Annotated in this window: 16 protein-coding genes and 1 pseudogene; 9 read left to right on the forward strand and 8 right to left on the reverse strand. The window is 59.9% G+C overall.

Annotated elements, in window-relative coordinates:
• Window positions 1-30: 30 nt before the first annotated feature.
• The 4 genes from VQ575_RS05465 to VQ575_RS05480 all read left to right on the forward strand — a co-directional run bounded on the left by VQ575_RS05465 (window position 31) and on the right by VQ575_RS05480 (window position 3,151).
• Window positions 31-1,275 carry a hypothetical protein gene (locus tag VQ575_RS05465; protein WP_039591455.1) on the forward strand — a complete coding sequence of 415 codons (1,245 nt, stop codon included), beginning with the start codon at window positions 31-33 and terminating at the stop codon, window positions 1,273-1,275.
• Window positions 1,276-1,336: 61 nt separating this feature from the next.
• The gene (locus VQ575_RS05470) at window positions 1,337-2,080 is read left to right on the forward strand and encodes a pilus assembly protein (RefSeq protein ID WP_039591454.1); all 744 of its coding nucleotides are present in this window, start codon (window positions 1,337-1,339) and stop codon (window positions 2,078-2,080) included.
• A 43-nt stretch (window positions 2,081-2,123) separates the two neighbouring features.
• Window positions 2,124-2,609 carry a CS1 type fimbrial major subunit gene (locus VQ575_RS05475; RefSeq protein ID WP_039591453.1) on the forward strand — a complete coding sequence of 162 codons (486 nt, stop codon included), beginning with the start codon at window positions 2,124-2,126 and terminating at the stop codon, window positions 2,607-2,609.
• A 38-nt stretch (window positions 2,610-2,647) separates the two neighbouring features.
• The gene (locus tag VQ575_RS05480) at window positions 2,648-3,151 is read left to right on the forward strand and encodes a hypothetical protein (protein ID WP_039591452.1); all 504 of its coding nucleotides are present in this window, start codon (window positions 2,648-2,650) and stop codon (window positions 3,149-3,151) included.
• A gap of 49 nt (window positions 3,152-3,200) precedes the next feature.
• On the opposite strand, the gene VQ575_RS05485 is transcribed toward VQ575_RS05480, so the two are convergent.
• Complete coding sequence (locus VQ575_RS05485) at window positions 3,201-6,314, reverse strand: transglycosylase domain-containing protein (protein ID WP_325919213.1); 3,114 nt, start codon at window positions 6,312-6,314, stop codon at window positions 3,201-3,203.
• A gap of 513 nt (window positions 6,315-6,827) precedes the next feature.
• Between VQ575_RS05485 and VQ575_RS05490 the strand changes: the two genes are divergently transcribed.
• The 5 genes from VQ575_RS05490 to VQ575_RS05510 all read left to right on the forward strand — a co-directional run bounded on the left by VQ575_RS05490 (window position 6,828) and on the right by VQ575_RS05510 (window position 11,748).
• On the forward strand, window positions 6,828-8,249 hold the full coding sequence (locus VQ575_RS05490; RefSeq protein ID WP_325919214.1) for an amino acid permease: 1,422 nt from the start codon (window positions 6,828-6,830) through the stop codon (window positions 8,247-8,249).
• Between the two features lie 194 nt (window positions 8,250-8,443).
• Window positions 8,444-8,773 carry a polysaccharide synthesis protein GtrA gene (locus tag VQ575_RS05495; protein WP_235433087.1) on the forward strand — a complete coding sequence of 110 codons (330 nt, stop codon included), beginning with the start codon at window positions 8,444-8,446 and terminating at the stop codon, window positions 8,771-8,773.
• 82 nt (window positions 8,774-8,855) lie between these two features.
• Window positions 8,856-9,230, forward strand: coding sequence for a GtrA family protein (locus tag VQ575_RS05500; protein WP_039591448.1), 375 nt, complete (start codon window positions 8,856-8,858; stop codon window positions 9,228-9,230).
• Window positions 9,227-10,207: a glycosyltransferase family 2 protein gene (locus tag VQ575_RS05505; RefSeq protein WP_325919215.1), complete on the forward strand. Its 981-nt coding sequence runs from the start codon at window positions 9,227-9,229 to the stop codon at window positions 10,205-10,207. The genes VQ575_RS05500 and VQ575_RS05505 overlap by 4 nt, the downstream gene beginning before the upstream one ends.
• On the forward strand, window positions 10,204-11,748 hold the full coding sequence (locus VQ575_RS05510; RefSeq protein ID WP_325919217.1) for a glycosyltransferase family 39 protein: 1,545 nt from the start codon (window positions 10,204-10,206) through the stop codon (window positions 11,746-11,748). Before VQ575_RS05505 ends, VQ575_RS05510 begins: the two co-directional genes overlap by 4 nt.
• Window positions 11,749-11,864: 116 nt before the next feature.
• Here VQ575_RS05510 and VQ575_RS05515 read toward each other — a convergent pair whose 3' ends face one another.
• The 7 genes and pseudogenes from VQ575_RS05515 to VQ575_RS05540 all read right to left on the reverse strand — a co-directional run bounded on the left by VQ575_RS05515 (window position 11,865) and on the right by VQ575_RS05540 (window position 22,077).
• Entirely contained in the window at window positions 11,865-13,484 is a 1,620-nt protein-coding gene (locus tag VQ575_RS05515; protein WP_039591445.1) for an FMN-binding glutamate synthase family protein, read from the reverse strand.
• A 214-nt stretch (window positions 13,485-13,698) separates the two neighbouring features.
• Window positions 13,699-14,367, reverse strand: coding sequence for an ATP-binding protein (locus VQ575_RS27155; RefSeq protein WP_411829964.1), 669 nt, complete (start codon window positions 14,365-14,367; stop codon window positions 13,699-13,701).
• 57 nt (window positions 14,368-14,424) lie between these two features.
• Window positions 14,425-14,511: pseudogene (locus tag VQ575_RS27160) on the reverse strand (hypothetical protein); the annotation flags it as partial.
• Between the two features lie 590 nt (window positions 14,512-15,101).
• Window positions 15,102-16,901, reverse strand: coding sequence for a DAHL domain-containing protein (locus VQ575_RS05525; protein ID WP_325919219.1), 1,800 nt, complete (start codon window positions 16,899-16,901; stop codon window positions 15,102-15,104).
• The gene (locus VQ575_RS05530; RefSeq protein ID WP_039591442.1) at window positions 16,898-17,857 is read right to left on the reverse strand and encodes a cytochrome-c peroxidase; all 960 of its coding nucleotides are present in this window, start codon (window positions 17,855-17,857) and stop codon (window positions 16,898-16,900) included. Before VQ575_RS05530 ends, VQ575_RS05525 begins: the two co-directional genes overlap by 4 nt.
• Window positions 17,858-17,914: 57 nt before the next feature.
• Window positions 17,915-19,789: an EAL domain-containing protein gene (locus VQ575_RS05535; protein ID WP_039591441.1), complete on the reverse strand. Its 1,875-nt coding sequence runs from the start codon at window positions 19,787-19,789 to the stop codon at window positions 17,915-17,917.
• Complete coding sequence (locus VQ575_RS05540; RefSeq protein ID WP_198723368.1) at window positions 19,786-22,077, reverse strand: EAL domain-containing protein; 2,292 nt, start codon at window positions 22,075-22,077, stop codon at window positions 19,786-19,788. Before VQ575_RS05540 ends, VQ575_RS05535 begins: the two co-directional genes overlap by 4 nt.
• Between the last annotated feature and the right edge of the window lie 208 nt (window positions 22,078-22,285).

Raw genomic sequence — 22,285 nt, forward strand, 5'->3', positions numbered from 1 at the left:
CGAGCCAACGTAGGGACATGGAGTTTTTCGATGGGACGATTACCTGTAGCAGTAAAGGGCACGCTTGCGATGTATCTGCTTGCAAGCACGCCGGTGGCCGATGCCTTGACCCAAGACATCAGCGCCGTATTCAGACCCGATCCGTCGAAGCCTCAGGAGGCTGCATTTCGCAACACCACGCCGGCGAGTGGCTATTGCGCCGAATTCTCTTCCCAATGCCAGGCGTGGAACATGGCCAGCCTGCGGCTGCCGCTGTCGGTCAATTCCATCAGGGCGATCCAGGCCGAACATGCCGATGCTCGGCAAGGGGCGATGTTCCAAGTGCCGGCCAACTGGCGTACGGCGCAAATCGTCCATTCTGGAACGGGCGAAACCGAGATCGTCCAGGTGCGGTGGGTCGGCATTGGTTCTCGATACCAGTTTCCTGGCAGCGTGGTCGACCTGGTGGGCGGTGGGGTGGACCCCGGTACAGCGCATACCAAATTGTGGGGCCAGAACTGGGATTACCCACCGGCATCTTGTCATTCCAGCGGTTTCGGTCGTATGGGGGAGACTTTCTACGAGTTCTTCTGGCGCACGCCAATGGAGATCGTCTGCGCTAAAAGAGCCCAGTACCTGATTCCCAGCATGGCCTACCCGTACGTGGACTTTGCCTATGAACTGCGCATGCCCAACCCCCTGAGAATGACGGCCGGCCAGTACACCGGGGACCTGACGATCAGTGTCGGGCCAGGTCGGGAAGTGGACATGGGCGACGTGATGTTACCCAGCGACTCGGCAATCACGCTCAATTTCAGGCTCGACGTCGAGCATGCCTTCAAGGTGGAAGTCCCACCCGGTGGAAACCGGGTGGAGCTGGTGCCCGAACAAGGCTGGCAGGCCTGGTTGAACAATGGAAGCAAACCGACCCGGTTGTTTCGGGACCAGCGTTTCCATATCTCGACCTCCTCGCGTTTCAAGATGGCGCTCGAATGCCAGCACATCAGCGGCAACACCTGCGCGATCGCCGAAACCGGCACCGGCCATACCGTACCGGTGGACGTCAGGGTCACCCTGCCCGATGGCTTGACCGATGGCGGCGGCCTGCCCATCAACCGGCGTCGCCTGCTGCGCGACGGCAGTGGCACCGAGCGGGTCCAGCCCAATGTCTATATCGATCGAAAGCCCGCCAGCCTGCACTTTGAAGTGACCCGCGACAGCATCGAAGAAATGCTGGTCGGCGACGCCAGGACCTATGTCGGTAACGTCACGGTGATTTGGGATTCGGAAGTTTGAACGGCTCCAAGAGCCGACAGTATTCAATGAAATTTGAACAACACACGAGGTTCAAGCAGTGATGAAGCATGTATTGGCGTGGATGGGTTTTTATCTGTTTTGTGGCGTGGCCCAGGCCGGGCCGCAGATCGGCGTGGGGGTCGTCTATGACTATCTGGACGCGGACAAGAGTACCTACATGAAACGGGTGTTCAACGGCGGCACGTCCACCGCGTTCGTCAAGGTCAACGTTCTGGAAATCCACTACAACGAGGACGGCAGCTACCGAGAGGAGCCGGTGCAAAGCCAGGAAGGGGGCTTGGCCAAGGATGGCTTGATGGCCAGCCCGGCGCGGCTGATCGTGCCGGCAAACGGTGTGCAGGGTACGCGCCTGCTGTTCATGGGCAATCGCGACAAGGAGCGTTATTTCCGGGTGCGTTTCGTACCGGTGGTGCCGGAAGCCGAAGACGAGTTCGCCATCAGCAAGGAAGAGCGCGAGCAATACAAGAAGGAGCGTGTGGCGGCTGGAGTCAAGGTCCTGGCGGGCTACGGCACGGTGTTCTTCGTGCGGCCCAAGGACACTCGGTTCCAGACCGTTATCGAGGACGATGCCGATAAATACCTGATGCGCAACAACGGCAACAGTGTCCTGGTGATCGATGAATTCAAGGACTGCGCGGCAAAAAAGGAAAACGACTGCCGCCCGACCACCAAGCACCACGTCATGGCCGGCCGCACCTTTTCCTTCGAAAAGGAGGCGGGGCGCGAGTACCGCTTCACGTTGATCGAGGGCAGCCAGAGCAAGGCCATCGAGATCAAGGGTTGACGGTCGCCGTCGCCGAACCGTTGCCAACGCACAGGTAATCACCATGTCCAAGACACCGCTACGCCCCCTCGCATTGACCGTGCTGATTCTGCCCTGGGCTTCGGCCTGGGCAGCGGTCGAGCGGGAAACCTTCGAGGTCTACGTGACCATTCCATCGGCCGATTTTTTCGTGCTGCCCCTCGACCCGCAATTGGTCCAGCGCGAACAACGCTTGCCGTTCAGCACCATCACCGGCGAGCTGAGCCCGTTGCGGGCGATCTACGAGGTGAAGAACTCCAACGGCTCCATCGACGCGCGCCTGGCGGAGGAAGCGTACTTGTCCAACGGTCGTGAACGCATCGATCTGCAGGTGAGGTTCAACAACGTCCCATTGACCCTCGACTCGACCCCGGTGGTGTCGGCCAGCGAAGCCCGGCCCGGACGGCAAGTGCCTTTGGAAATCGCTGCCGTCAGGCCCGCAGGCGAAAACTATGTGCCCGGCGATTACTACGGCACCGTGCACATGGTGTTCGATGCCGTGGCGCCGTAGGGCTTGGTCTTTTTTTACGACGCAAAAAGGTAACGACGATGCATGAATTAATGACCGCTGTTGTGCTGGGTGCTGCCATCCTGAGCCCGTTACAGGCGGGGGCGGCTGATGACGCACGTTCAACCATCCACATCACGGCGAACATACCGAACAAGCAGTTTCATGTGCAGCCGCGAAATCCGGATTTCGGCAAGGACGAGGTGATGCATTACAACCCGCTGACCTACCAATTGACGCCCTTGCGCCACACCTTTGACGTGAAGAATACCGACGGTTCGGTTCACGCCTATATCGAAAACGGTGCGAGCTCGGGGTCGATCCCTTTGACCAACGGGGTGGACTATGTGGGCTTGAGGGTCATCTTCAACGAGGTGCCCCTGGATAACCTGCCGAAGGAAGTCGTGGACGACGCCACGTCCACACCGGGTACCCAGGCGGAAATGCGGATCGTTGTTGCGATGCCACCTCGCCCGCTTTCTCCTGGCCTGTACAACGCCGACTTCACGGTGATCTTCGATGCGGTGCCCCGTGTCATGCTCTGATTTTGTCGCGAGGGGATGAATCCCCTCGCCACATTTACCTGGCTGCCTGCTATGACGCGTTGCGTGCCACCAACGGCTTGCACTGGGTATGAGTCCCCGGCTGCAAGTAAGGTGAAAGAAACGGCGCCATGCCCTTGAGCACCTGCACCGGCAAGGCCGAGGTGAACTTGAAATTCTGCGCCGACGCTCCCGGCACATAGGCAGTGAGGGTGCCGAAATGGCTGTCGCCGATGTAGAACACGAAGGTGGCGGTGCGGTTGATCGATTTGGAGCTGATGACCCGTCCGCCGGAACCGATGGCTTCGATGCGGTTGTCGCCCGTGCCGGTCTTGCCGCCCATGGCCAATGGCGTTCCGTCGGCCAGCTTGAAGCTGCCGGCTACCCGTTTCGCGGTGCCGGCGTCCACCACTTGGGACAATGCGCCGCGCAAGGCGCGGGCCACTTCCACGGGCATCACCCGCTTGCCGCTGTCCGGGTCGCTGACCACACGCGTTTCATAAGGCGTACCGGCCGCGAATTGCAGACTGTCGACGCGCAATGCCGGGCGCCGCATACCGTCGTTGAGAATGGTGCCCACCAGTTCGGCCAGCGCGGCGGGACGATCCCCGGAACTGCCGATCGCGGTGGCCAGTGAAGGCACGAGGTGGTCGAACGGATAGCCGACTTGCTGCCAACGTTGATGGATATCCAGGAAAGCTTCGATTTCCAGCATGGTGCGGATGCGACTGTCGCGCGCGCTCTTGTGGCGGCTCTTGAACAACCAGCCGTACACCTCCTGGCGTTCGAACCGGCTGGCCTTGACGATCTGGCTGAACTTGGCGTCGGGGTTGTTCAGCAGATACCCCATCAACCACAAGTCCAATGGGTGGACCTTGGCGATGAAACCCTGGTCCGGCAGGTCGTAGGCGCCTGGTCCGTAGCTCTGGTAGAGCCGTTCGAGGCGTTCGTCAGTGAGTTTTTCCGCGCTCTTGGCCGACTTCAAATGCGCACGTACGAAGCGGTTGAAATTCTCCTGGCTTTCGTTGGGAAAGAAATAGCGGTGCACGGCGGCCAGGCGAATCGCGGTAGGGCGCATGCCGTCGAGGAAGGTTTCGAGGCGCTGGCCGGTGTCCTTTTTCTGATACTTCTTCCAGAACTTGAGCAGGAACGAGGTGCCCTCGCGGTCGGCGAACTGGGCCAGGTATTCCTGGCGGCGCGGGTCCTTGTCGTCCTTGAGCAGTTCGGAGCTGTTATTGGGACCGGCGTAGGTGGCGTAGCGCACCAGGTCGCGCATCAAGCGAATGAACGGCAGGTTGATGGATTCGCGCAACGAATCACGTAACGTGGGCAGGCGACCGTCGTCTTCCTTGCGGAAGTTGTGGAACGTGTGCAGCCCGCCACCGGTGAAGAAGGCCTCGCCGGGGCTGGCTGAGTACTTTCGGTCCAGCGCGGCTTCGAGCATCGTCGGCAGGCTGCGGTCGCTGTTTTCGATCAAGTAGTCCACCGCCCAGCGGGACAGGCGATCCTGCTCGGCGATCTCGGTTTTCTTCAGTGCCGCCGGGGTCTGTTGGGCATAACGTTCGTGCAGTTCGGCGATGATCTGCAGGTAGGTGGTAAGCACGCGCAGCTTGGCGGTGGAGCCCAGTTCCAGCTTGCTGCCTTCGTTGATGTCGAAGGGCTGGTCGGTGCTGTCGGTCTGCACCCGCACGCGCGATCCGTCGGGGGTCAGTTCCAGCAGCGTGAAGCTGTAGCGCACCTGGGTGGTGCTGGTGGGGGTCAGCAGGCGTTCTCCCATCAGGCCGATCTCGGCCGCGAAGGCCGGGTCGGCCAATCGCTTGAGGTATTCGGTGGCCTGGGCCTGCAAATCGCTTTGCAAGGTGCTGGTGGCGGAAAGGTCCAGGCGATCGAGGTCGTACAGCGGACGGTTGAGCAGGGCGGCGATGCGACTGCGGGCGGCGCTGATGCCTTTGTTGGTTTCGATGGGTTGGACGGTCGGGTCCTGGACCCAGTCGCGGTAGCTGACCTGGCTGGCGAGAGCGGCCTCGGCCAGCGCGGCATCGATCACGCCGTTCTGGGCCAGTAGCCGGATGTGGCTGTCGGTCAGGCGCGCAAGCTCCTCGTGGCCCTTCGAAAGATAATGCGACGGCCGGCGCTGGGCGATCATCAACGACAGCATTTCCCGCAGGGCCAGGCCTTTCTCCGCGAGGCTCTTGGAGTCGGTGGCGGTGCTGAACAAGCGTTCATTGGCCCGCTTGAAATCCGCGCCATACCAGACCCTCAGCCCTTCGGCCATGCCATGGACTTCGCCATGCCCGGGCACGGCGGAGAGCGGCACGCTGTTGAGGTAGTCGCGGATGATTCGCTGGCGGGCTTCAAGGGTTTTCGGGCCGGCCTGGTAAGCGCGGACGCTGGCGGAAATCATCTGGCGGATTTTTTCCGCGCCCGACACGGTCAAGCCCTCGGGGGAATGACGGTACTTCTCCAGTTGCGTCGCCAATGTGCTGCCCCCGGCGGATTGCCCCGGCAGGCTCAACAGCTTGGCCACCTGCGACCACGCCGCCATGCCGAAGCGCGGCCAGTCCACCGCCGGGTTGGCCAGGGGTTGCTTGGGGTCGAGGAGGAAGCGGTTCTCGATGAACAAAAGGCTCTGCACGACCACCGGCGGAATGGCGTCGAAACTGGCGTACAGCTGTTGTGGATATTTGAATTGATAGACCGGCGCGGCGCGGCAATCAGTGATGGTCAGCCCGGCCTGGATCTTCTCCGCATAGGGCACGAACAAGCCCTTGTTGACGTAGTCCATCAGGGCCGGCGAAAAGCGCGCCTGGGCCTCCACCACATAGTCACGCTTGAGCAGGCGCGGCAGGAATTCCCCCAGCGAGCTGTAGCCCAGTCGCTGATCGAACGGGCCGGCACCGGGATAAACGATGGCGTCGCTGGGCCCCGGTTGCACCGAATAGGTCAGGGACTCGGCGTACTGGCTGATTTCCCGGGCCTGGAACCGCGACGTGCGCATTTCCTTGGCCACGGCCAGGCCGACCACCACCGCGATAATCAGCAACAACAACCAGAACGCCCGCCAGCCATGCCGAGCGCGGCGAGTTTTTTTGGGTAAAGGCGCTTCTTCCATACGTTCAGTCGGGACCACAGGTTTGTTCGAATCGGTTTGCCACAAAGCGCCCATAGTCGACTGATCCATTCACGCAGATTGATCGGACTTGCTTGAAGCTTAGACGGTGCTTGGCATGGGGGGAGGGAAATTGTGGAGGCCTGATCGGGCAGGGGAAGCGTGGAGACTTTTGTGGCGAGGGGATAAATCCCCTCGCCACAGGTTTCTTTTTCAGATCCCCATAACTTCAGGCCAGAGCCTTGAGTTAGAGCCATCAACCCATGCCAACACATGACGCTGCACCATCATTGTGCAATACTCGGCGCCGCTTCAAAAAGGCGGTTAGTTCAGACAATCCCACCTGATAAAGCCATTGTCGTCTCGGGTATTACCTGAATTAACCTGCTTTTACAGTGAAACTCTCTATCCCTGGCTTTTTATACTGCACGGCCCGCTGATCTTGAGGATTTTTCCTACAGGACGGTCTGCCCACAAGGCAGGCCCGGTTTCGGCAATGCTCGCAGGCCACCCGCCCGCGGCGTTGGAGACTCGGTGGTCAATCCAATAACAAGACGAGGTTGTATCCCTATGCCAGTCGGCAATCATCTGCCCCATGGCGAGACCGCGCAGGGTGGTCCGCTCAAACGTGAGCTCGGCGAGCGGCATATCCGCTTGATGGCGCTTGGCGCCTGCATCGGTGTCGGGCTGTTCCTCGGTTCGGCCAAGGCTATCGAGATGGCGGGACCGGCGATCATGCTGTCCTACATCATCGGTGGCCTGGCGATCCTGGTGATCATGCGCGCCCTCGGCGAAATGGCCGTGCACAATCCGGTGGCCGGTTCGTTCAGCCGCTACGCCCAGGATTACCTCGGCCCGCTGGCAGGCTTCCTGACCGGTTGGAATTACTGGTTCCTGTGGTTGGTCACTTGCGTGGCCGAGATCACCGCGGTGGCGGTATACATGGGCGTCTGGTTCCCCGATGTCCCCCGCTGGATCTGGGCCCTGGCCGCACTGGTGAGCATGGGCTCGATCAACCTGATCGCGGTCAAGGCCTTCGGTGAATTCGAGTTCTGGTTCGCCCTGATCAAGATCGTCACCATCATTGCCATGGTCATTGGCGGCGTCGGCATCATTGCCTTTGGCTTTGGTAACGACGGCGTCGCCCTGGGTATCTCCAACCTGTGGACCCATGGCGGTTTCATGCCCAACGGCGTGACGGGCGTGTTGATGTCCCTGCAAATGGTGATGTTCGCCTACCTGGGCGTGGAGATGATCGGCCTGACCGCCGGTGAAGCGCGCAACCCGCAGAAAACCATCCCCAACGCCATCGGCTCGGTGTTCTGGCGGATCCTGCTGTTCTACGTCGGGGCGTTGTTCGTGATCCTGTCGATCTACCCATGGAACGAAATCGGCACCCAAGGCAGCCCGTTCGTGATGACCTTCGAGCGCCTGGGCATCAAGACCGCCGCCGGCATCATCAACTTCGTGGTGATCACCGCCGCGCTGTCATCCTGCAACGGCGGAATCTTCAGCACCGGCCGCATGCTCTACAGCCTGGCGCAAAACGGCCAGGCCCCGGCCGGCTTCGCCAAGACCTCCAGCAACGGCGTGCCACGCCGCGCACTGCTGCTGTCCATTTCGGCCCTGCTGCTGGGCGTGCTGCTCAACTACCTGGTGCCGGAAAAAGTCTTCGTCTGGGTGACGTCCATCGCCACCTTTGGCGCGATCTGGACCTGGGTCATGATCCTGCTGGCCCAACTCAGATTCCGCAAAGGCCTGAGCGCTTCCGAGCGTGCCGCGCTGAAATACCGCATGTGGCTGTACCCGGTCAGCTCTTATCTGGCGCTGGCGTTCCTGGTACTGGTGGTGGGCCTGATGGCGTACTTCCCCGACACGCGCGTGGCGCTGTATATCGGCCCGGCGTTCCTGGTGCTGCTGACGGTGTTGTTCTACACCTTCAAGTTGCAGCCGACCGCCGAGGCACAGGGTTCGATGCGATCGGTTTCGTAAGGTCAAGCGCGATGTAAAACAAAGCCCCGGTCAGATGACTGGGGCTTTTTTGTAGCTATTAGCGCGACCGTCCGTCGGACTCGTGGCCCGACCTGTAAGATCTGACAGTAGACCGCGACAGGGCTGTCGCCTAGCTTGAAAACCCGCCAATAGGGGAACGGCTAGGTATCAGGATGAATGGGATTTCTGCGTTGATGGCTATCGCACTGGTCAATGGACTGATCCATGGCCAGGTTTTTTTTCTCTTGCACGACGCCGTTGGGCTGGTTCAGGCGAGCAGCAACTTTGCTGCGTTCTGCGTGGCTGCGGTGTTTTCGTTTTATGTGAGTGGGCTCTACATCTTCCGACCCGGGGAGTCGTGGCGCGGTTATCTATTGGGTAATGGCGCAATGGGCGCGCTGAGTTATGGCTTCGGCGCGATCGGCGATGCGCTGGAATTGCCTGGGTGGATAGCGGTCGCTTTGTCTTTGTATTTCACGCTGAACCTGGTGATTGGGTATGGGTTCATTCGGTTTAAGTTGTAGTGCGGACGCCTTGGATGGGCGCTTCTAGTGGGCGTTGTCGCCAACCAATTCCCCTGTCGCGGACATAGGTTCGGGAGCGAGCATGAAAGCGATATGGAGCGGCTTTTCCACTTACGCACTGGTCGGGCTGGCCAACACGTTGCTCCATTGGCAGATGTTTTTCGTGCTCCGTGTCGCGGTCGGTCTCGATCAGTCGACCAGCAATCTCGCAGCCTTTTGCGTAGCGGCTTCATTCTCCTACTACCTCAATGCGATCTATACCTTCGATGCCAAACTCTCAGCGATGGGGTATTTGGTTTTTCTATGCCTCATGGGGGCGCTCAGCTATGTAGTGGGTTATTTGGGAGATCGCTGGCAGATACATGGACTACTGACCGTGGCGGCATTTTCGTTGTTGAGCCTGGTGCTTGGTTTCCTGCTCTCCCTGTACGTGGTGTTTAGGGGGCACCGCCCATGAAAATCTCATTGGTCGTTCCGGTGTTCAACGAGGAACAGACCTTGGGATTGTTCTACAAGAGTATTCGGGAGCATCCGGCGCTGGCCGGTTACAGCGTCGAGATCGTCTTCGTCAACGATGGCAGCGCTGACCAAACGGATGCGCTTGCCCGCGACATCGCGCTGGTCGACAACCTGGTCGTGTTGATCAATTTCTCTCGAAACTTCGGCAAGGAACCCGCTTTATTTGCCGGAATCGAGCATGCCAGCGGTGATGTGGTTATTCCGATGGACGTCGACCTGCAAGACCCCATCGAGGTTATTCCCAAGCTTGTTGCTAAATGGGAAAAAGGCGCCGAAGTAGTCCTCGCCAAGCGTCGTGATCGTTCATCTGACAGCTACCTGAAGCGTGGATGTGCTGCGCTGTTCTATCGCTTGCTGGACCGGATTGCCTATCCCCATATCGAGCGCAACGTGGGTGATTTTCGGCTGATGGATCGCAAGGTGGTAGAGGTTATCAAGACCCTGCCCGAGTATCAGCTGTTCATGAAGGGTGTGCTGTCGTGGGCCGGTTTTACCACTGTCATCGTCGAATACGACCGCGTCGGTCGCGCCGCTGGCAGCAGCAAATTCAACAGCTGGAAGTTATGGAATTTGGCGCTCGAAGGCATCACGTCGTTTAGCACCGTGCCGTTGCGGTTGTGGTCTTACCTCGGCGGTTGTATCTCGTTTTTGTCGTTGGCGTATGCAGTGTACATGGTGCTGGACAAGCTGTTATCTGGGAATGATTTGCCCGGTTATCCATCGTTGATGACGGCAATTTTGTTTTTGGGTGGGGTGCAATTGATTGGTATCGGTGTGTTGGGTGAATACATCGGACGGATCTATCTGGAGACAAAGCATCGACCGAGGTATGTCATTAGGGAAATAGTTCGGCGTGGGCCATACATGCGAGGAGCCGACGAGAACATTCATGAGCGGGTTGGTATTCGCTTATGACTGGACCTCATGCTTATCCAGGTAAGCCTTTCAGCTGGTTCGTCAACGGTCCAGCCTTGGCAGCAGTGGTGGTCCTTGCACTGGCTGTACGTTTTTATGGAATCACAACGCCTGCGATCTGGTACGACGAAGCATTTAGCATATTGCTTGCCAGCCACGAGCCTTGGCAAATCTGGTCCATTACGGCGAAGGACGTTCATCCCCCCCTTTATTATTTTATGCTGCACTACTGGATGGTGTTGTTTGGAGACGAAGCATTGGCTGTGAGATCGCTCGGCGTTGTCGCAGACGTCGGAACAGTCTTGCTTAGCATAAAACTGATGAGTCTGGTTGCCACGCGAAGAGCCACTTGGATGGCCGCATTGCTATTAGCGTTGCTGCCGATCTCGGTCCGCTACAGCCAAGAAGCACGGATGTACACCCTGCTAGGGTTCTGGTTGATGGGGGCGACGGTTGCATTGGTGTGTTGGGTTAAAGCTCCGGAGAAAAAGCGGTTCGCAGCCATCTACGTCATGCTGATGACTGCGGCTTTCTATACGCATTACTTTGCTGCTCTGAGTGTGCTTGCTCATTGGTTTTATTGGTGGTGGGGAGCACGTTTTTTTCGACCGGTTCTCCCTGCCCGTGCCTGGATTTTGGTCAATGGTGTTATCGTGATGCTGTTTTTGCCTTGGATGCCTCATTTCATAGAGCAGCTGTCAATGAATGGGCTTAAATGGATACCCCCCGTTACGGCGCACTCAGTGCTGAGCCTTGTTTGGCAATTCACGATAATGAATGCAGTGGAGGAACAATTGCGATTGCTGCATGCAGTTCCCCTGGTGGTGGTCCTTGCATGTGCAGCGGTGATGATATGGAAAGACCATGGTCAATATTGTTTTAACGGTTTATTGATCGGCTATTTCTTGATCCCCGCTTTCATTCTTGTTCTGGTGGCGTTGGTCGTTCCGGTATTCAGCACTCGCTATCTGGTATTCGCTGCAGTCGGTGTGCCTCTTATTATTGCTACAACGCTGGATATTGTCGGGCACCGAATAGTTCTTTTGCTTCCGGCCCTGATGGTTGTGCTGACATCAGAGATATTGGGGGTGTACGCGGTATATCAGCAGGCAGATACATTGAATGGAACCAATTTTCGTAGCAGTTTAAGACTTGATGGGCTGGCAGTACAGATCAAGCAAGCTGCTCGATCAAACGATGAAATCGTGGTTGAGTTTTTATTGTTGTATCTGCCATTTAGTTACTACAATCGGACCGGTATACAACCGAGGATTTATACCGACGCCTCTTTCAATATTGCTTCAGGTTTCTCTAACCGTAACGGCTATGCCTTGTTGAACGAGCGCCCCAAGGGGGGGTATTACGCTGATCTAAAACGCTTGAATAGTTTTGGACATAGAGTTTGGTGGATCACGTTCAGGGTTAACGCCACACCGCCTCTATCAGATAAATATTGGGAACGGAGCCTTACGCTTGTTGACGGCGATGTCGTTGCATATCTGTTCACCCGGAGAACGATTTCTGCCTCGCCATTGAAGTAGCTGTGAAATTTTCTTAGCGGGTCGATGTACCGTTCGATGAGCGCGGCGTGGGCGGTAGGGCGTGAGTGCGGTGCATCTCGAAGAACGATGCCCTCGCCACGGGAGCGAGTGCGAATTTATGCGGCCACGATTTCCTGCGGCTCAAAACTGTCCGCCCGCGCCAGTTGCCACATCCGTGAATAGAACTGTCCGTTCACTTCACCAGTCAGCAATTCCCCCGGTTTCAAGAACACGTGCAGCTGCGAGAACAGCTTGATCTCGGTGGCCGACATGCGCCGCACCAAATGCTTGGGCTGCAATTGCGAAGGATGGTCAAGCCCGGCAGCGGCGAGCATTTCGGCGAGGGCCTTGAGGGTGTTGCGGTGGAAGTTGTAGACCCGCTGGGCCTTGTCCGGGACGACCAGGGCGCGTTGGCGCAGGGTGTCCTGGGTGGCGACGCCGGTGGGGCATTTGTTGGTGTGGCAGCTTTGGGACTGGATGCAGCCGATGGCGAACATGAAGCCGCGCGCGGCGTTGGCCCAGTCGGCGCCGATGGCCAGGACGCTGGCGATGTCGAAGGCGCTGACGATCTTGCCGCTGGCGCCAAGCTTGATCTTGTCCCGAAGGTTCAGGCCCACCAGGGTGTTGTGCACGAACAGCAGGCCCTCGCGCAGCGGCACGCCGATGTGGTCGGTGAACTCCACTGGCGCGGCGCCGGTGCCGCCTTCCTTGCCATCGACGACGATGAAGTCGGGCAGGATCCCGGTTTCCAGCATGGCTTTGGCGATGCCCATGAACTCCCACGGATGGCCCAGGCAGAACTTGAAGCCCACCGGTTTGCCGCCAGACAGTTCGCGCAGTTGTTGGACGAACTGCATCAGTTCCAGAGGCGTGGAAAAAGCGCTGTGTCGGGACGGCGAGACGCAATCCTCGCCCATGAGGATGCCGCGGGTCTCGGCGATTTCCCGCGTGACCTTGTGCTTGGGCAGGATCCCGCCATGACCGGGCTTGGCGCCCTGGCTCATCTTGATTTCGATCATCCGTACCTGCGGGTTGCGGGCCTGGGCGGCGAAGCGCTCCGGGTCGAAGCGCCCGTCGCTGGTGCGACAACCGAAATAGCCGCTGCCCAGTTCCCAGGTCAGGTCGCCGCCGTGTTCGCGGTGGTAGGGGCTGATGCTGCCTTCGCCGGTATCGTGGGCGAAGTTGCCGAGCTTGGCGCCCTGGTTCAACGCACGTATGGCATTGGCACTCAGGGAGCCGAAGCTCATGGCCGAGATGTTGAACACCGAGGCCGAATAGGGTTGGGTGCATTGCGGGCCACCGACCATCACACGGAAGCCGCTGGGGTCGCTCAGCGGGGCCGGGCGCATGGAGTGGCCGATGAATTCGAAGCCGGTCTGGTAGACGTCGATCAAGGTGCCGAAGGGTTTGTCGGCGCTTTCGTTCTTGGCCCGGGAATACACCAGCGAGCGCTGGGCGCGGGAGAAGGGCAGGGCATCACTGTCGGATTCGAGCAGGTACTGGCGGATCTCCGGCCGGATGCCTTCGACCAGGTAGCGAATGTTGCCCAGGATCGGGTAGTTGCGCCGCACGGCGTGGCGGGTTTGCAGCAGGTCGAACAGCCCCAGCAGGCTCAGAAGTCCCGTCACCAGCGCAATCGGCCAGAGCCAGTCGTGTTGCAGGAACGGCAGGCTGGCGAGGGTGAAGATCACGCAGCCGGCGAAGAAGGCGTAGCGGCTCAGCAACGATAGGCTCATGCGGGTTCCTTGGGGGGAGGGCGGTTGGCGAGACATTAGCGTGGAATGCAACCCTGTGGCGAGGGAGCTTGCTCCCGCTCGGCTGCGCAGCAGTCGAAAACCGGCTGGCGCGGTCTTACTGTTGTATCGGGGCCCGCTGTTGGGGCCGCAGCCCAGCGGGGATAAATCCCCTCGCCACAAGAGCCCTCTCGCTGAAATTGGAAAGTGCAGCCGTTTACCCCGCCAACTTCATCTGCCGCACCGGCAGCTCCACTCGGAACGTCGTCCCCACGCCCACTTCACTGCTCACCGTGATCTCACCGTGGTGTTTTTTCACGATGCCGTAGGACAGCGATAACCCAAGCCCAGTGCCTTGGCCGATAGGCTTGGTGGTGAAGAACGGGTCGAAAATCTTCTGCAATGTTTCCGGTGGCATGCCTGAGCCGGTGTCGGCGACTTCGATCCAGACGGTGTCGCCTTCGACGCCGTTGCGCAGGGTGATGGTGCCACGTTCCGGGCCGATGGCCTGGGCGGCGTTGACGATCAGGTTCATGATCACCTGGTTGATCTGCGACGGCAGGCACTCCACCTCTGGCAGTGGCGTGTACTCCTTGACCACGTCGGCCTTGTACTTGATCTCGTTGGCGACGATGTTCAAGGTCGAATCCATGCCCTGTTGCAAATTGGCCATTTGCCATTCCTGGCTGGAGTCGACGCGGGAGAAATCCTTCAGGTCCTTGACGATCTGGCCGACGCGGGCGATGCCGTCCTTGGACTCCTTGATCAGGATGGGAATGTCCTCCACCAGGAAATCCAGTTCCACCTCCTGGCGCAGGCTCTTCAAGTTCATCACCAGCTCCGGCGAGGCAATGGCCTGCTCGGCGCTGCCATAGGCCTGGAGCATTTCCTCGAGCTTGCTGAAATAACCACCCAAGGCGCCAAGGTTGGAGGAAATGAAGCCGATCGGGTTGTTGATCTCATGGGCGACGCCGGCTGCCAATTGACCCAGGGAGGCGAGTTTCTCCGACTGCACCAGTTGGCTCTCGAGCATCTTGCGTTCGTCGATTTCCATCTGCAGCAGCTCGCTGGCCTGCTTGAACGCCAGGGTGCGTTGCTCCACGAGGTCTTCGAGCTTGTTCATCTTCAGGCGGGCACGGGAGGTCATCTCCCATTTGGTGGTCAGGGTGTTCGCCATCTGCTGGACTTCGATGTTGTCGAAGGGCTTTTTCAGGATCAACAGGCGGTCATGGCCGTTGAGACGGTCGAGCAGCTCGTCCCAGGAATAATCCGAATAAGCGGTGCAGACCACAACTTGCAGTTGCGCGTCGACCTTCCACAGCTCTTCGATGGTTTTGGCACCGTCCCAGCCTTCGGGCATGCGCATGTCGACGAACGCCAGGGCATAGGGGAGGTCCTTGGCCAATGCCTGTTGCAATTTGGCCAGGCCTTCCTGGCCACCGTAGGCCGAGTCGAGTTCAAACACGGTGGCGGCGGGTTTCGGGGCCTCGCCGAACAGTGCGCTTTCCATATCCTGCAAGTCGCTGTCGCTCTCATCCTCCGGTGTCAGGATCTTGCGGAAGTCTTCATGGATGGCGGGCGTATCGTCGATCAAGAGGATGCGCCGGTTGCTCATGTTGTTCATTGCTCACCTTCTGCGAGTTTCAAGGGCAGTTGCAATACAAACGTTGCCCCGGTCCCAGGCCCCTCGCTGTGTGCGGTGAGGTGGCCGTTCATCTCAATCGCCGCCAGTGCGCAACTGTGCAGGCCGAACCCGTGGCCCTCCTTACGGGTGGTGAAGCCATGGGCGAAGATGCGCGTCATGTTTTCCTCTGGGATCCCTTCGCCTTCATCCTTCACGCTGATTTGCAGCGACTCGCCCACGACCATGGCCCTGAGTGTCATGTTCCGCGCATGGTTGGAAACCCCCGCCATGGCGTATTTGGCGTTGCTGATCAGGTTGATCAGGATCAGCAGCAGGCGATGCTTGTCGCCCATGATCCGCGGCACCTCGCCGTACTCCTTGATCACCGTCACATGGTGACGGGTCAGGGCGCCGGAGTTCATGCGCAGGGCGTCCTCGAGCAGTTCGCTGACCACCAGCGGCTCCATCAGGCTATTGGCGCCGGCATAGGATTGCTGCGTGGACACGATGTCCTTGATGTGATCGACGCTCTTGCTCAGTTGCGCCAGTTCGTCGGTCAGGCCTTGTTGCTCCGTCGCGATGGCTTCGACCAATTGGTTGAGGTAACCGGGCAGCAGCTTGCCTTTTTCGTCCTCGGTGAGGAAGTGCCCCAGGTCGTGGCTGTGTTCGTTGATCAGGTTCATCGCCTTGCCCAGCCCCAGGGCCTTGCTGCTGCGCAATTTGCGGCTGACCAGATCGGCAGAGATATTCACACTGTTGAGCACGTTGCCGACGTTGTGCAGCACGTTGGTGGCGATTTCCGCCATGCCGGCCTGGCGGGCGGTGTCCATCAGTTCGCTCTGGGTATCCTTGAGCTGGCGGGTGCGTTCCTCGACCCGTTGTTCGAGCTCGTCATTGGCGGTTTGCAGGGCGCTGTTGACCCGCTTGATCTCGCCGAAACTGCGCACCAGGCGAACCGCCAGCCAGATCAATATCAGCACCAGGAAGCTGGCGAACACCAGCAACAGGATATGGTTGCGCTGATGATCGGCAGCGGCTTTTTCCTGGTCCCTCTCCAAGAGGCCGGTGATGGTGTCCAGTCGGTCAGCCAGGGGGACCGCTTCGAAGTCACGCAGCAACTGGTTGACCAAGGGCTGCTCACGCAGGATCAGCGCGATGTGCCTGCGCAAGATATCGACGGAGCCGACGAGCCCCGTCGGCAGGCGATCCTTGTTGACGTCCAGCAGATTGAGGCCCAGCAAGACTTCGGCGGCCTGCTCGCGGGTGGTGATCTGGGCAAACTCCAGGGTGCTGAGCAGCAGGTCATAGGTGTCTATGGCGACACTCTGCAACTCCAGTTTTTCGCTGTCGGACAGTTGTGCGAACTGACGCTGGATGTCGTCTTCGGCGGTGGGCAGGAATGCCAGGGAATTGCGCAGCACCGCGTTGTGGGACTTGAACTGCTCCACCAGGCGGGTTTTTTCCTTGATTGCCTTGAGGTATTCGTCGCGCTGGGTCGCCCAGAGCGTAGGCGCATGGCGGCCGGGTTCCGACTCGATGGCGTCGAGGCGCTGCCACAGGCGCGCCATTTCGTACAACGGCGAGACCAACGGGTCGTAATTGTGGCTCAAAGCGATCCTGGATTTGAGCACTTCGTTGTCCCAGATGCCGTCCTGCTGCTTGAGCTGGCGGATCAGGTCGCGGGATTCGATATGCGAGGCGGCTTGCTGGGCACCCGACTGGATGTATATGAACAACAGGATCGAGGCGAGCAGTACGCCGATGAACGCCAGGCCGAGGCGACGGGAAAGAGTCATAGCGGCTTGCCCTCCCATTCACCGGTGAGGGTCTTGAGGAATTCGACGATCAGTTCGGTATCGTTCTTCTGGGGCTCGCGGCCCAACTGATACTTGAACATCACCTCCACTGCCTTCTCCAGCGTTGGCGCGGATCCGTCATGGAAATACGGCGAGGTGACGGCCACGTTGCGCAGGCTCGGCACCTTGAACACCTGGCGGTCGGCTTCGTCATCGGTGATGTTGAAGCGCCCTTCGTCGGCCCGGGTGGCATTGCCCCGGTCCTGGATATAGTCGCCCATGACGCCGAATTTCTGGAACATGTTGCCGCCGATGTTCACGCCCTGGTGACAGGCGATGCAGCCGTATTCCTTGAAGCGCTGGTAGCCGAATTTTTCCCGGGGCGTGAGGATGTCGGTATCGCCCAGCAGGTATTGATCGAAGCGCGAGTTGGGGGTCAGCAGGGTGCGCTCGTAATCGGCAAGCGCCCCCTTGATGTTGGGTTGGGTCACGCCGTCGGGATAGGCGGCGGAAAAGTCCTTGGCATAGCCCGGATCGTCGGCGATGCGCTTGACCACTGTTTCCCAGGAATTGCCCATTTCCCCGGGACTGGTGACCACGATGTGCACCTGCTCTTCGAGGGTGTCGACACGCCCGTCCCAGAACTGATGAAAGTTGAGGCTGGCGTTGAACACCGTGGGCGTATTGACGTCCACCGGCTTGCCGTCGAAACCCAGGGAGAACTGCTTGTCGTCGGCGCCGCCCTTGTCCAGGCGATGGCAACTGGCGCAGGACAGCGTGTTATTGACCGAGAGTCGTGGGTCGTTGAACAACCGCTGGCCCAACTGGACCCGCTTGGGGTCCAGGGCTGGAAAGGGAGGCAGCGGCTTGAGCGGTTCGTCCAATGGCTCGGCGTGAGCGGTCACGCTCAGTCCCGCCAGCAGGCCGAGAGCCAGAATCAGTCCGTGTGACGCCATGGGGTGCTTTCCTTTGAAATGCTTTCCCTTGAAACAGGGGGGTTATAACGCTGGCGCTCACGAAAACGGGTTCGGGCGTTGTTCCCATTCAGCCATCCATTGGCTGAAGGCTTGCGGTTCCACGGCCTTGCTGAAGTAATAGCCCTGGGCTTCCTCGCAGTGGTGGATCTTGAGGAATTCCAGCTGCTCCCGGGTTTCCACGCCTTCGGCAATGATGTGCAGGTTCAAGCTCTTGCCCAGGCTGATGATGGTGCTCACCAGTTTCGCGTCGTTGCTGTCGATGCTCAGGTCGCCGACGAACGACTGGTCGATCTTCAACACATCCACCGGAAATTTCTGCAGGTAGCTCAGGCTCGAATAGCCGGTGCCGAAGTCATCGATGGCCAGCCGTATGCCCAGGTGCTTGATGGCATTGAGCGTGGCGACGGTGGTGTCGATGTTCTGCATGAGCACGCTTTCAGTGATCTCCAGTTCTAACTGTGTCGGATCCAGGCCGGTTTCCTTGAGGGTGCGCGCGATGCCATCGACGAAACCGCGCTGGCGAAAATCGATCGCCGAGACGTTGACCGACAGGTACAGCGGCCGCATGCCCTCGGCTTGCCAGCGACGCGCCTGCTGGCAGGCTTCCTGGAGCACCCATTGGCTCAGCGGCACGATCAGCCCGCTGTCCTCGGCCACCGGAATGAAATCCGACGGGTAGACGAGCCCATGGTCCGGGCGGTTCCAGCGCACCAGTGCCTCTACACCGACCACTTCGCCGCTCGTCAGGTCGAGCTTGGGCTGGTAGTGCAACACGAATTCCTTGCGTTGCAGGGCCAGCCGCAGCCCGGATTCGATGGTTTGCTGCTGGCGGGCCCGGCGGTTCATGTCCTCGGTGAAAAAACGGTAGTCGTTGGGGCCGTGTTCCTTGACGTTGCGCATCGCCGTCTCGGCTTTCTTGATCAGCGCCACCGCGTCGAAGCCGTCGGCCGGATACACGCTGATGCCCAGGCTCGCCGTGACCGTCAGGTCGTGGCCGTCGATGGGGTGTGGGGAATTGATGGAGGCCAGCAGTTTTTCCGCCACGCCCTTGATCAGTTGCGAGTCGGTGATGTCGCCGAGGATGACCACGAATTCATCGGAGCCGTAACGAAACACCGAGTCGGATTCGCGCACCACGGCAGCGAGCGTGCGCGCCACGCGCTTGAGCATTTCGTCGCCCACCGGATGGCCCAGGGCGTTATTGATACGCTTGAAGCGGTCCAGGCCGATGAACATCACCGCCAGTTGCCGGTCATGGCGGCGGCATTGGGCCAGGGCCTGGGTCAGGCGATCACCGAGCAGCATGCTGTTGGGCAGTTCGGTGAGCACGTCGTATTGCAGCAGGTGGGAGACCTTGAGCAGTTCCTGGACCCGCTCTTCGATGGTGCGTTCCAGGCTGCGCATTTTCCGCGCGGCGTCCTGGGCCAGTTGCCATTTCCAGGTCATGGCGCTGGCCATCTGGCGGATTTCCAGGGTGTCGAACGGCTTCTTGAGGATCAGCAACTGATCGTCGAACTCGATGCGTTCGGACATGGTCTCCCACGAGTAGTCGGAAAACGCGGTGCACAGCGCGATCTGCAAGCGCGGGTCGGCTTTCCACAATTGTTCGATGGTTTGCAGGCCGTCCCAACCCGGCGGCATGCGCATGTCGGCGAACACCAGCGCATAAGGCTGGCCTTCGGCCTGGGCGCGCTTGACCAGTTCCAATGCCTCTTCGCCCTGGTAGGCCGAGTCGATCTGGAACTGCAGCCGGTTGACCTGGGGCGTGCCGAACAACAGGCTCTCGGTGTCGTCCAGCGAATCGTCGTTGCCGGCGCTGGGGCTGAGGATCTTGCGAAAGTCCTGGTGGATGGCGGGCGTGTCGTCCACCACGAGGATTCGCCTGTTCGCCGGTACGGACATGGGGTTCATGGGTTGCTCTCCGATAGCTGGCTTGCCGGCCGGGTCCAGTGATCGGCCACCGGGACGATGGTGCCGGCCTTGAGCAGGGCGGCAGCCTGGTCGCTGTCCACCACGGTGCTGAAATAATGCCCCTGGGCCTGCATCGGCCCACCGCTGGACATCAGGGTGGTGCGTTGTTCCTGGGTCTCGACCCCTTCGGCGATGATGCCGATGCCCACGTCCCGGGCGAAGTTGATGATCGCCCGCAGGGTCGTGGCGTTCTCCGGATCGTCATTGGCGCTGTCGAGGAATCGCTGGGCAAGCTTGAGGTGGTTGACGCGGTAGGTCTTGAGGTAATCGAAGGAGGAATATTCGGTGCCGAAATCATCGATGGCCACCTGCACGCCCAGCTCGCACAGGCGCGGCAGCACGTCGTTGTGGGTCCATTTGGTCTGGGCCAGGGTCGCTTCGGTGACGTCGAAACGCAGGTCCCAGGGCGCCAGCTCCCACCGGGCGGTGGTGCGCAACACATCGTAGATCAGTTCCGGTCCGGTCTTGAGTTGGGTCAGGGACAGGTCGATGGCGATGACGGGGGGCGCCATGCCTTGGTCACGCCATTGGCGCATCTGTTGGCAGGCCTGGTCCAGCACCCAATGACCGAGCCCGATGATGATCCCGGTTTTCTCGGCGGCCGGCATGAACGCCGCCGGTTCCAGCCAGCCGCGCTGAGGATGGTTCCAGCGCACCTGCACGCCCATGCCAAGGATCCGGCCGGTGCCGAGGTCGACTTCGGGCAGGTAATGCAACCGCAACTCGTCGTTCTCGATGGCGTTGCGCAGATCGTTGGCCAGGGCGACCCGGTCCGTCACCTCCTGGTTAATTTCCTCGTTATGGAAGTGGTACTGGTTGCGGCCCTTTTCCTTGGAACGGTACAGGGCCATGTCGGATTGGGCCATCAGGCTGTCGGCGCTTGGGCTCTGCGGGGTGTACAGGCTGATGCCGATACTGACGGAAATGCGTACGTCGTTGCCGTCCAGGGAGTAGGGCGCCACGAGGGCGTCGCGGATCTTCGCCGCCAGCGCGGCACAGTGGGTCGCCTCATGGACGTCCAGTTGCAGGATGGCGAATTCGTCGCCGCCCAGGCGCGCGACCACGTCGTTTTCCCGGGTACAGGCCTTGAGCCGCGCCGCGACCTCCTGCAACAGCAGATCGCCGATGGGGTGGCCGAGGGTGTCGTTGATCCGTTTGAAATGGTCCAGGTCCAGGTAGAACATCGCAAACGGCGCGGCGCCCCGGCGTGCGGCAGCGAAGGCCTGATGCAGGCGTTCGATCATGGTGGCGCGGTTGGCGAGCCCGGTCAGCCCGTCGGTGCGGGCCAGCAGGGCGATTTTATCTTCGGCCAGCTTGCGCTCGGTGATGTCGAGGATGATGCCTTCGACTTCCAGCAGCAGGCCTTGCTCGTTGCGCACCGGGATATAGCGGTTCTCCACCCAGCGGAACGCGCCGTCGCCGGTGCGCATGCGAAATTCAATGGAGGCGCCCGCCGTGTCGCGGTCCAGCACGCGGACCATGGCTTCGTCGACCTTGGCCTGGTCATCGGGATGGATCAGCGTTTGCGCCCAATCCGGCGAATTGATCAGTTGCGCGGCGACATGGCCGAACTTGGTGATGTTGTGGGAGATATACATCAACGGGAACGGCGGCTCGCCGCGCAGGCGATAGAGGATGGTCGGGCTGTTCTGCACGATTATATTGGCGTCGGCCAACTCCCGGGTGCGTTCCTCGACCGCTCGTTCGAGCATGTCCATTTTCAACGCCGCGTCTTCGGTCATCTGCCACTTGACGGTCAGGGTGCTGGCCATTTGGCGGATTTCGATGGCATCGAAGGGTTTTTTCAGGATCAGCAGCCGGTCGCCCAATTCGAGGCGATCAGCGATGTCTTCCCAGGAATAGTCCGAATAGGCGGTGCACAGGGCCACTTGCAACTTGGGGTCGACGCGCCACAGCCGCTCGATGGTTTCAAGGCCGTCCCAGCCCGGCGGCATGCGCATGTCGATGAATGCCATGGCGAAGGGCTTGCCCTGGGCAAGGGCCGTTTCGACCTTGTTCAAGGCTTCCATGCCCTGGAACGCCGATTCGAGCTCGAAGCTCTGGATGGAAACCGCCACCGGCGCGCCGAACAAGGCTTCCTCGGCGCTGCTGAGGCTGTCTTCCGGAACTGCGTGGGGGCTGAGAATCTTTCGAAAATCCTCATGGATCGTTGGCGTATCGTCCACGATCAGTATCCGCCGATTGGATCTTTCCATCGGCAGGCTCATGGCCGTGCACCGTCGAGATGCTGACTACGGAACCGTGGGAACATCGGATATCCCTTTCGCTAGCATGAGTATTCGGCCTGTACTTGGCCCTTCATGGGCTACAGCATAGTCGGCTCATCGGAGGCGCGCGGTGAGTGATGGCGAATTGTGTCTAAATTTTCGCAATCTACTAGTCTGTCATTCGGGGCTAGGGTAGAACGGTTGTCGA

This window comes from Pseudomonas frederiksbergensis, from assembly GCF_035751725.1.
Taxonomy (GTDB): domain Bacteria; phylum Pseudomonadota; class Gammaproteobacteria; order Pseudomonadales; family Pseudomonadaceae; genus Aquipseudomonas; species Aquipseudomonas frederiksbergensis_A.